General features: G+C 57.3%; 12 protein-coding genes and 1 pseudogene. 3 read left to right on the plus strand and 10 right to left on the minus strand.

The window, feature by feature from the left end; all coding sequences use genetic code 11:
- Positions 1–159: 159 nt before the first annotated feature.
- The 4 genes and pseudogenes from RMO15_RS29370 to ccmA all read right to left on the minus strand — a co-directional run bounded on the left by RMO15_RS29370 (position 160) and on the right by ccmA (position 3,651).
- Entirely contained in the window at positions 160–972 is an 813-nt protein-coding gene (locus tag RMO15_RS29370; protein ID WP_309721504.1) for a hypothetical protein, read from the minus strand.
- The gene (locus RMO15_RS29375; RefSeq protein ID WP_309721507.1) at positions 962–1,540 is read right to left on the minus strand and encodes a sigma-70 family RNA polymerase sigma factor; all 579 of its coding nucleotides are present in this window, start codon (positions 1,538–1,540) and stop codon (positions 962–964) included. The genes RMO15_RS29370 and RMO15_RS29375 overlap by 11 nt, the downstream gene beginning before the upstream one ends.
- 81 nt (positions 1,541–1,621) lie before the next feature.
- A pseudogene (locus RMO15_RS29380) lies at positions 1,622–2,269 on the minus strand (adenylate/guanylate cyclase domain-containing protein); the annotation flags it as partial.
- 764 nt (positions 2,270–3,033) lie between these two features.
- Entirely contained in the window at positions 3,034–3,651 is a 618-nt protein-coding gene (ccmA, locus tag RMO15_RS29385; RefSeq protein WP_309721513.1) for a heme ABC exporter ATP-binding protein CcmA, read from the minus strand.
- A 218-nt stretch (positions 3,652–3,869) separates the two neighbouring features.
- Between ccmA and RMO15_RS29390 the strand changes: the two genes are divergently transcribed.
- From RMO15_RS29390 to RMO15_RS29400, 3 genes are read left to right on the plus strand one after another with little or no spacing between them, the layout of a single operon-like run.
- Positions 3,870–4,493, plus strand: coding sequence for a sigma-70 family RNA polymerase sigma factor (locus tag RMO15_RS29390; protein WP_309721516.1), 624 nt, complete (start codon positions 3,870–3,872; stop codon positions 4,491–4,493).
- Between the two features lie 21 nt (positions 4,494–4,514).
- Complete coding sequence (locus RMO15_RS29395) at positions 4,515–5,036, plus strand: zf-HC2 domain-containing protein (RefSeq protein WP_309721518.1); 522 nt, start codon at positions 4,515–4,517, stop codon at positions 5,034–5,036.
- 9 nt (positions 5,037–5,045) lie between these two features.
- The gene (locus tag RMO15_RS29400; RefSeq protein ID WP_309721521.1) at positions 5,046–6,101 is read left to right on the plus strand and encodes a sigma-E factor regulatory protein RseB domain-containing protein; all 1,056 of its coding nucleotides are present in this window, start codon (positions 5,046–5,048) and stop codon (positions 6,099–6,101) included.
- Between the two features lie 131 nt (positions 6,102–6,232).
- Here the strand turns inward: RMO15_RS29400 and RMO15_RS29405 are convergent, their stop codons facing one another.
- The 6 genes from RMO15_RS29405 to RMO15_RS29430 all read right to left on the minus strand — a co-directional run.
- Positions 6,233–7,183, minus strand: coding sequence for an AAA family ATPase (locus RMO15_RS29405; protein WP_369016179.1), 951 nt, complete (start codon positions 7,181–7,183; stop codon positions 6,233–6,235).
- A 67-nt stretch (positions 7,184–7,250) separates the two neighbouring features.
- A complete protein-coding gene (locus RMO15_RS29410) occupies positions 7,251–7,454 on the minus strand; it encodes a hypothetical protein (RefSeq protein ID WP_309721526.1) in 204 nt (67 codons plus the stop codon).
- 329 nt (positions 7,455–7,783) lie between these two features.
- A complete protein-coding gene (locus RMO15_RS29415) occupies positions 7,784–8,200 on the minus strand; it encodes an HNH endonuclease signature motif containing protein (RefSeq protein WP_309721529.1) in 417 nt (138 codons plus the stop codon).
- Positions 8,201–8,204: 4 nt separating this feature from the next.
- Positions 8,205–8,486, minus strand: coding sequence for a hypothetical protein (locus RMO15_RS29420; RefSeq protein WP_309721532.1), 282 nt, complete (start codon positions 8,484–8,486; stop codon positions 8,205–8,207).
- Between the two features lie 31 nt (positions 8,487–8,517).
- Positions 8,518–9,009 carry a DinB family protein gene (locus RMO15_RS29425; RefSeq protein WP_309721535.1) on the minus strand — a complete coding sequence of 164 codons (492 nt, stop codon included), beginning with the start codon at positions 9,007–9,009 and terminating at the stop codon, positions 8,518–8,520.
- 3 nt (positions 9,010–9,012) lie between these two features.
- Positions 9,013–10,206: DUF4982 domain-containing protein (locus RMO15_RS29430; protein ID WP_309721538.1), on the minus strand; the 1,194-nt coding region annotated here is incomplete at its 5' end.

Below are 10,206 nucleotides of genomic sequence, written 5' to 3' on the forward strand. Positions count from 1 at the left end.
AGCACTACCAGGCACTCACCGCGCTCCTGAGACTTGGGCGTGGCAAGATGCTCGGGGTGGACCACAACCGCGATGCCACCTGGATCGGAGCCAGCGCCGCGTTTACGGTGCCGTAGTCCCTTAGCCAGTTGCCCCAGACAACGAGTCTTCCGGCATGATTTATCGTGCCTGAGTCGTCCCAGAGCGGACGGTGACGGTTCCCAGGTCGAGAAACTGGCCTCTCTCAACACGGAGATCTCTTTTCATCTCGATAGGATTGCCAGGCCCCGTGCGGTGGAAGACGAAATAGTAGGCAGTGCCTGGTACCACCCAAGCGATGAAGTGGCCATCGGGGCCGGGCGTGAGTTTTGAGAAGGATTGCGATCCGACGAACAGCTCCGGCTGGACATCGGTAAGGGGTTTGCCCTGTTCATCCACAAACTGCCCGGTAATGCTATGAACCGGATGCTCAGAGAGCGTGATGACTTGCTCCCCCTGGCTCACTGTGATCTCACCCGTTGCATAGAGATGGTGCCCGTCGAGGCTTGTCACCTGGAAGTTAGTGATTCCTTGCGGGGGCAACCCTATATCGCCTTTCTCGTTGGTCGTTCCCCTGGGCATATCAGTCACTCTGAGTGCAGGAGCAACGCCCGTTCTGGGATCGGGTTTTTCATAGCGCGACAAGGTGACCGTGGCACCCGCGACGGGCTGCCCTGCCTCGTCCACAACATGGAGTGTGATCGGGCCGGTCTGCACCGGAGTGCGCTGGGCAGTGCTGGGATTCGTCTGGGTAGAGAGGACAAAGAGCAGGCCACCTCCACCACCAAAGGCAAGGGCAAGCGCGGGGATTAGTATCAGTTTCATGTTAAAACCAACTTTCTGGAGCGTGTGCCGCTCCGGGAGGTGCGAGAGAATGCGTGTGTGTAGCCCCGAGGGAACCTCGGACTCGGGGAGCTTTTTGGCCAGCCGGCGTAGCTTGGTCTCAAAGGACATGGCGTTTGGTTCCTTTCTGGGGGAGCTCTTCGATCGAGTGTGACAGGGCGCGTTGGAGAAGGACGCTTGCTTGGGCGAGGCGGGACTGGACGGTTCCCAGGGGAATCTCTAGGAGCTCGGCGACCTCTCGGTAGCGCAGCTCTTGCACCCGCACCAGCACAAATACCTCGCGGTAGTGTGTGGGAAGCGCAGAGATCGCCATGTCCAGTGCCTGCTTTGCCTCGTGCTGGGTGTAGCGAGCCAGAGGGTCGCTGGACAGACCTGCGGCAAGCTCCTCGTGGGCATCGAGCGTTTCGGTAAAGCGGGCCTTGCGCCGCGCCGCGAGGTGGTGCTTAACCGCGATTCCACAGAGCCAGGTGGAGAGCTGCCCCACGCCGCGCCAGTCAGAAAGCCGCTGGTAGGCCGTGAGAAAGGTCTCCTGCGTGAGGTCTTCTGCAAGCGCGGAGCTGCCTGTGAGGCGTAGCAATAAGTTGTACACCCGGCGCGAGTGGCGTGTGAGAAGCGCACCAAACGCGGCGGTGTCTCCGTTTTTCGCTTTCTGCACCAGCCAGAGGTCTGGGATTTGCATTGCTTTTCTTGCCTTTTTCGTCCTTCGCTCTTAAGTGTCGAGAAAAGCAGCGTTTGTTCGGAGTCTTGGTGCTTATTTTTCTTATTGTTCGCGAGGGCCAAGCAGGCTGTAGACAGTCATCTGCCCTTTACCCTTGACTTCTGTTTGGCGTGGAGGGCTAAAGATAAACTTGTCGCCCAAGAGCGCGTGGGTCGCCTCGGTGACCTGAATCTGATCCTGGATGCCGTGTGACTCCATGCGGCTGGCCGTGTTGACTGTATCGCCCCAGAGGTCGTAGATGAACTTCTTTGTCCCGATCACCCCTGCGATCACCGGCCCCGAGTTTAGGCCGATGCGTAGCTGTAGCGGCTCGCCATTCTCGCGCTTAAAACCGGCGATGACCGTGCGCAGCTCCAGAGCCATCCTCGCGGCGGCCTGGGCATGTTGGGCATCGGGCTCGGGGACTCCGGCTACGGCCATGTAGGCATCGCCAATTGTCTTGATCTTCTCCAGCCCGTGCTTCTCGGCGAGGGCATCGAAGGCGGAGAATATCTCATTGAGCAGCGCGACCAGCTCGTCGGACGAGAGTTTTGTCGCGAGCTGAGTGAAGTCCACGATATCGGCAAAGAGCACCGTGGCAGACTCAAAGCGATCTGCAATCGTGGTCGGCTCATCTTTCAGGCGATGCGCGATCGTCTCTGGCAGGACATTGGCAAGAAGCCTCTCTGACTTTGCCCGCTCAATATCCAGCAGGTAATTCGCGAGAAACGCCTCGCGTGCCAGGCGCTCTTGCACTAATGCCACGAAGTAGGCACCAACAATGGAGGTACAGCTCACCTGGATTGTTACCCCAATCAACTCTGCGGAAATACCTACGTGAAGAGGCTTGATGACGCACCAAAGAGTGATTGCAGCCATCGCAAACATGGCTGAGAGAGCCCAGCGAAACTGAAGGCGGAAGGCTGAGAGAAATATCATACCGATAGGTATCATGCGTATAAGGAAATAAGTATTACTCCCGTGTAATTCAGTCTTGAATAAAGGCAATGATTCTTTAATAATTAAGAAATTTTCATATTGTTTTAAAATTAGTGAAATTCTTAAATCTCTTGCATATGAAATGGAAAGGCATAAAAAAAGAAACATTAATACCAAAGATATTGCTGATAATGGTTGGCAGTATTTATTGAATAATTTCGAATAAGTTAGTTTGCGGAAAAATAAAACTACTGGAATTGATGAAATCGTTCCTGTTAACCCTTTGACCGTATTATTAATGACATTTGGATCTTTGCTTGAAAAATATGCATTTGCCATCTCTCTAAGGATGACGAATGTGATTAGGAAGACGAGCGCGAGTAAGATTTTCCGCAGAGAGGGAAGAAATTTTTGGTAGTAGTCCTGCTGAAAAGCGTCCTCTATTTCGTCAGGGAAACGGAGGCGGCGCAGGTAGCGTGCACGGTCGGAGTCAAGCATGAAATCGGGTTCTCTGGCAGCGATTATATCAGAGGGGCCTAGAGCGCGATCACGCGCTGAGCCAGCACGACCTCGCGGGTGTCGTTGGTGGCGATGAGCGTCAGGCCGCCGCGCTGTTGCTGCTCCACGACTAACTCCGCCACCAGTGCGACCCCTTTGTCGTCGAGGGCGAGTCCGGCCTCATCCAGGAGCAAGACCGGGGGCTCGAACAACACTGCCAGTGCCAGCTTCACTCTTTGTCGCAAGCCCGACGAGTACTGCCCGAGAGGATCGTCCTCGCGCCCTGAGAGCCCGACGCGCTCTAACGTCGAGGCGATCTTTTGTGGCGAGACGCCGCGCACGTCGCAGAAGAACTGCAAGTTCTCACGCGCCGTCAGCTCCGTGTAGAGCGTCAGATCCGGCGAGACATAGCCACAGAGCCGCCGCCGCCGCGCCGGATCGCTCTCGTCCGTTGCCCCAATGTGGAGCGTGATCTGCCCCTTGCTCGCCCGCAAGAGCCCTGCCACGAGTTTCACCACCGTGCTCTTGCCACTCCCGTTGGCTCCCGTGATCGCGACAACCTCGCCACCCTCCGCCATCAGAGTAAAGTGATGCAGCACGCGCCGCATCCCATAGCGCTTCTCGATATTGGACAACTCCAGCCGGATAGACTCCATGGGGCGATTCTACCGCTTTAGTCCCGCTTTTTGGAGCCGCGCCACGACGTCGGGGAGCTTCAAGTAGCGAGCGTAGGCCAGGAGAGCGTCCAAGCAGTAAGGAACCAGCGTCGCTTCATGGTACAGTTTGTCATTGTCGCGTTTTACACACCTAGATTCTAGTGAACAATTTTTAAGGACATTCGTCCGAGAATACACTGTAGGATGAAGGGGACGATATGGCACTGGCAACTTTCTGGAATCGGGGCGCAACAACCATGACGACCGACACGGCTCTTATTGCGCGTTGTCAAAAAGCGGATATCGTGGCCTTCAATGAGATCGTCGGGCGCTACAAGGGTAAGATCTACAACTACCTCTACCGCATGACAGGTAACGCCGAAGACGCCGAGGATCTGACACAGGAAGTTTTTGTGCGGATGTACTCCCATATCCACACGTTTCGAGCCGAGGCGAGCCTCTCTACCTGGCTGTTTCGGATCGCAGGGAATCTCTGCGTGGACGCGTTCCGCCGCAAGAAGAAAGAGCGTGGCGTGGTGTCCTCTTTGGATGCGCCGCTCTACAACGATGAGGAAGATGGCGGAGCGACGCGTGATGTGCCCGATATAAAGGCTGCGCCAGAGATACTCTTCTCGCGCAAGGAGCTCGGTGGGCAAATTGAAGAGGCACTGGCAAAGCTCCCCGCCAAGCTGCGCTCCGCCGTGGTATTGCATGATATCGAGGGGCTCTCCTACGAAGAGATCGCGGAGGTGGAGAAAATACCCCTGGGAACCGTGAAATCGCGTATTTTTAATGCCCGTGTGGCACTGCGAAGCGCTCTTCGCCCGTACTTAGAATCGTGAGTCGAAAATAAAATGGCAAGCATGTTAGATTGTAAAAAAATTCAAGAGGGGCTCTCCGAGTACATAGACGGGGTGTTGCTTGAGGAGCAGAGCACGGCCACAAAAGCACACCTGCGCTCCTGTGCAGTCTGCACCCAAATCGCCGACGAGCTTACCCAGACCAGCCGCTTGTTGGCGTTTCTACCTCGTCCGGAGCTTTCTGTGAGCTTTGAGCAGAAGCTAACCGCACGTCTTGCCGGGCAGGCTCTCCGGCCCAAACCGATAACCCTGGGAGAAAAACTCTCTGCCTGGTGGGTTCGCCCTCGGGTTCGCCCTGCGGTCGCTTCGGGGTTGGCCGTGGCTGCCCTCGTGCCTGTCGTGGTTTTCTTCACCCGCCCCACCGTAGCTCCCCCGTCCACGCCCAATACGGAGAGTGTGGCAGCCAACACCGAGGTCGAGCAGGTGATGCAAGAGCATCTCTCTGCCAAGACCAGTGAGGTTTTCGGGGACTCGTCGGGCGTGTTACTGACCGCCTCGCTCACTGAGCGAGAGTCAGGGTCGTAGGGCGCTTTGATGTCTCGTCTTTTCCTCTCCAGCCTGAGCTTGCTTCTGACAGTGGGGCTCGCGGGCGCACAACCGCCGCGCGTGCCGAAAAACTTTTTTCAGAACCGACAGGCTCTCTTGAAAAAGCAAGAGCAAGCAGCGAAGAATAACGCGGGAGTGGCCCGTAAGATCCTCCGGCGGATGCTACAGACGGAGATGTCGCTGGCGTTTCAGGCACGTGAGGTCAGTGTGGGAGGCGATGGCCGGAGTACCGAGCAGTGGGTCAAGCGCGATCCCAAGCTAGGAATCCGCCGGGAGTCTATCAAGCCCGAGGGAATCCTTCTCATTGATGACCGTCGCCGCCAAGTGCTGGTGCACCAGAAAGAGAAGCGCTACCAGGAAAGCAAGTCGCAGCTTGCCGAGATGCAAAAGCACCTGCAAGAGGCGCTTCGAGGCGAAGGCGGCATGCTGGTCGTGGAGCTACAGGGCACGGATACGATTGCGGGCCGCCCTGCCGACGTCGTTTTCGTGCATCTGGGCCCTAGTGGCATGGGGCCATCGCGGCGCTTCTGGGTAGACCGGGAGACAGGGCTACGCCTGCGCATGGAGGAGCGTGCCCCCGATAGCCGGATTCTCTCCAACACGTACTATCTCTCTCTGGAGCTCAGTCCAAACTTCAAGCCCGATGACTTTGTGCCACCACCTGTCCCCGCGGGATTTCGGCGCATCTTAGACAATCAGAAGCGCTATAAAACCATTGAGGAAGCGGCACGGGACGGAGTAACGGTTCGGCAGCCTACCTGGCTCCCTCTTGGCTTTAACCTGCGCAATATCATGGTAGCAAAAGCGGCCCATCCGCGAACGACTCTGTTCTGGGGCAATGGCCTGACGACGCTCTCACTGGTGAGTATTGCCAGTCCGATGCCTCCCCTGCTCGTGCGGCTCCTGAAGGGGGCGGAGAGCGGGATTGTCCAGCCTCCGAAGGGCGAGCGCTCCTACACCTGGAAGACCAGTGAGGGGTACTGCCTGCTGATAGGAAACCTCCCCGATGATCAGCTCAAGCGCATCGCTGACTCGGTGAAGTAAGGCCCTCATTCCCCCAGCCCCTTTCTCCCAATAACAAGCCCTTCGGGTGGGAGAAAGGGGAGTAGCGCCCTCTCTGCCTCCCCCTCCCTAACCCGTTATCGGGAGGGAGGGAAACTCGGTGTGTAAGAGTCTCAAACCGTTGGGACGGGAACTTGGGTGAGGATTTTTTGGATCACCGTGACATCCTCCATCCCGTGTGCCCGTGCCTCCGCGGAGAGGATCAGGCGGTGGGCCAGCACAAACGGAGCCAGGCGCTTGACATCGTCCGGGTTGGCGTACTTGCGGCCCGCCATCGCCGCTTGGGCCTGTGCGGCGTGCATCAGTGCCAGCGAGCCACGGGGGCTCGCTCCAATCTCCACTTGATCGCTCTTACGTGTGGCCGCCACGACTTCCGTGATGTACTTTTGCAGCAGTGGGGCAACGACAATGCGACGAACTTGATCCTGAAGGTCTACCAGAGTTGGGGCATCCAGAACGGGCTTGACATTGACGAGCGGGTGACTCTGGACTTGAGAGTTCAGAATCCTGATCTCCTGCTCCAAGCTCGGATAGCCTAGGCGGACACGCATCGTGAAGCGGTCCATCTGTGCCTCGGGGAGCTGATAGGTTCCGGCGTGCTCGATATTATTCTGGGTGGCGATCACAAAAAACGGACGTGGTAGCGGGTGCGTAATCCCACCCTCCGAGACTTGCAGCTCCTCCATGCACTCCAGGAGCGCCGCTTGGGTCTTGGGCGTCGCGCGGTTAATCTCATCAGCAAGCACCACCTGCGCGAAGATCGGGCCGGGCATGAAGCTGAACTCTTGGGTTTTCTGATTATAGATCGAGGTGCCCGTAATATCGGCGGGGAGCAAGTCCGGGGTGAACTGGATACGCTTAAAGGCACAGCCAAGCGACTGCGCTAGGGTCTTAGCCAAGGTGGTCTTGCCGACACCCGGGATGTCTTCAATGAGAAGGTGCCCGCCCACCAGCAGGGTGACCAGCGCCATCTCGACGGTCTCGTGCTTGCCAATGATGACCGTCTCCACCTGCTCCTGCACCCGTCGCATAGCCGCCGCGACATCGGTTTGTAGTTCACTCACGATGGCAGTGTAGCACGCCCCTCTCGCGCCTGTCAACCAGCACCAATGAGGCGAAAAAACATCAGAGTTACTGAGGCCCGTAGTGCTGTGCTTGTGGGGTGGATTGCTCTTGGGGAGTGTGCTCTAAGACATAGATTTCCCGGCGTAACTCTCGGAGTTCTATACGTGCTTTCAGTGTCGCTGTTACTCCCCAAGCACAACCAACAATGAGGTGCGCAAATTGAATCCAGGGCATCGCGTGCGGCACTTCCGTGATCCAATCATGGGTCATCCCCAATATACTAATCGCCACTAGAAGATCACTGAAGCAGCACAAAAAGCGAAAGACCCGGTAGGCTTTGTGTCTTAGCGAGGGGAAAGCTGATAATGGATCCCTCTCAGCAGACGTTGCGTTTTGGATGCAGCCAGGGCGAAGAATACGCAGATAGAAGTAAACTATCGCGAGAGGCATCACAAGAAGCCAAGCTCCGAACCAGCCTTTACTTGCCATGAGTCCCAACACCATGCACAACATCATGAAAGTAAGGTTTAGATAAGTACGCAACAGCGGCCAGTTGTTTTTGGGGCGGAGAGTGGGGTGTGCGTCGTTCATGGAGTGCTCTAACCCGTCGGGAAGCGATTTAGTACCTGAAGCCCCCAGCGTTCTTCACAGCGCTCTGGGGTATTGAATAAGAAAATACGCTCTGTGGCTTCCGCGATCGGTGTTATTGGAACGATCAGCTCCCCAACAATGTGGAAATGTTGGCTCCAGACATCCGTGCGTGGATTGAAGAATCGTGTCAGTTCACCAGACAGTGACAGAGAAGCGAGATCACTGCCTTTGTTATTGTTGCAGAGAAAGCAGGCAAAGGCTAGGTTGTCAAGAATGGTGAGCCCACCGTGCTTCTCTGACACAATATGATCTACCTCATGAGAGATAGTTGCATCGTCTTCGTGAAGCAGGCAGTACTCACAGCACCTTTGTGCGCGTTCACGAACCTGACGACGAAGTACCTGGGAAATGTAGGTACGACTCACGTTTTTACGCCGCTTTTGTAGCTATCGGAGTGGTTCCCGCTTGGATCATCCGTGCTCTGATTTTAGCCATGCGCACCAAGTGTTCTAGCTGCAAAAAATGGCTCAGCTCACTCTCTTCCTCGGGAGTGAGACTGCCCGCCCTCTTGCGATCAACAAGCTCATAGGCACGCTGTTGGACGGAATCCGAGGGACGAAAAGTCATAATAGCTTCGGGGCCACCACCCTGTGCGATAAGCTGGATGAACTCATCATAAACCATTGCCTGGGTTCTTCCTTTGTCGTTCATAAACGCATTGTACCGCTCAAACGATGTGTCGTCAGGCATTTCCGTAGATGGCGGCGTAGTAGTCCCAGCTTGGGTCGGTGGCTTGGCGGATGAAGGCGAGCTGGCCTGAGTGATAAAAATCCTCCGACGAGAGATAGGGTACGGCGCGGCCTAGTGGGGTGGGACTTGCCCAGAGGGGAATGAGTTCGTCGAGAGCATGCGTGGCGTAGGTGGTGGCAAGATAGTCTAGAAGCGCGGTGTGACTCTGCTCCAGCAGACTCCGTAGTTCGGGGAGCGTGAGAGGCTCGGTCTCGGCGGCGATCTGGGCGGTGAGAGCGCCCCAGGCATCGAGGGTGCCAGTTTTGAGCGAGGCCAGCGCGGCACGATCCACGTGGATCAGATGTACCAGTGTCTCGCGTACGGACTTGCACTCGGGATACGGCTTCCAGAGAGCTTGCTCGTCAGTGAGGCCCTCTAAGTGCTTGAAGAGCTGGCGCCGCGAGTTTCGTACGCCCTCCAAAAGGTTTTCCAGAGTCAGTGCCATCGCTTAGCCTACTCGGACTTTCACGCGGGCGGGCTTGAGTCCGGGGGCTTCGACTTGGAGTGTTACCTCGCCCTTTGCCTCGTGCTTGGCGCGGATTATGGCGAGTGCGAGGCCGTGAAAGGCGGGGTACTCGGTGGCTTGGAAGCTGCGCGGGTTGGTGGCATCACCATTGCCCACGGCGGCGAGCTCGGCGGCGCTTCCGGTGAGCGTGAACTTGAGGAGATGATCAGCACTGGGGACTTGCTGGCCTTTGGCATCCACAATGTTCACCGTCACAAAACTCAGGTCGCGGCCTCCGGTGAGCTTGGTGCGATCCGCGGTGAGCTTGATCTCCGTGGCGGGGCCAGTGGTGCGCTGGCGCGCCTCCGCCCAGGGCTTACCGTTTTTGTAGGCGACGGCCTTGAGCTCGCCGGGGGCGTAGAGAACATCGTCCCAGACCAGCCGGTAGGTCAGCGGGGCGCGTTGCTTACGGCCCAGCGACTTGCCATTGAGGAAAAGCTCGGCTTCATCGCCGCTGGTGTAGAGATGCACGGGCGTGACTTGCCCCTCGCGGCCCGGCCAGCTCCAGTGCGGCAGGAGATGCGCCATGGGAAGCTCGGGCCGCCAGCGGGCCTGGTAGAGATAAAAACGGTCTTTCTTGAAACCGCACAAGTCCACGATCCCAAAGTAGGAGCTACGCGATGGCGCATGGTTGCCCAGCTGTGCAAAGAGCGCCATCGCTTTCTCGCGCTCCTTGGGGTCGGAGAAGTTCAGGGCATTGGTGCGGTCGGAGTTAAACGGGGTCGGCTCGCCGAGATAGTCAAAGCCCGTCCAGACAAACTCACCGGCGACGCTCGGGTTTTTATCGAGCCCCTGCCACTCGATATCGGGCTTCATCGCCCAGCTGGGGGCGTAGAGGTCGTAGGAGCTGACCTGGAAGTTAAAGAACCCCTTGCTCTTGTCTTGCTCGACGGGAAAAAAGTACTCGCCGTAGCTGCTCACGCACGAGCTGGTCTCGCTGCCAATGAGCGGCTGGCGTGGGTAGCGTGCCCGAAACGCGCCATAGAGTTGGGGTTTATAGTTGTAGCCAAAGATATCCACGGTCTCGGAGAAGCCATTGCTGCCTGCATTGCCGTTGTTGCAGCCCGCAGAGACGAGGCGCGAGGGGTCTTCACGGTGGAAGAGCGCCGTGAGCTGTCGGGAGAGCGCGGCTCCTTC

Source organism: Armatimonas sp. (assembly GCF_031410135.1).
Taxonomy (GTDB): Bacteria; Armatimonadota; Armatimonadia; order Armatimonadales; family Armatimonadaceae; genus Armatimonas.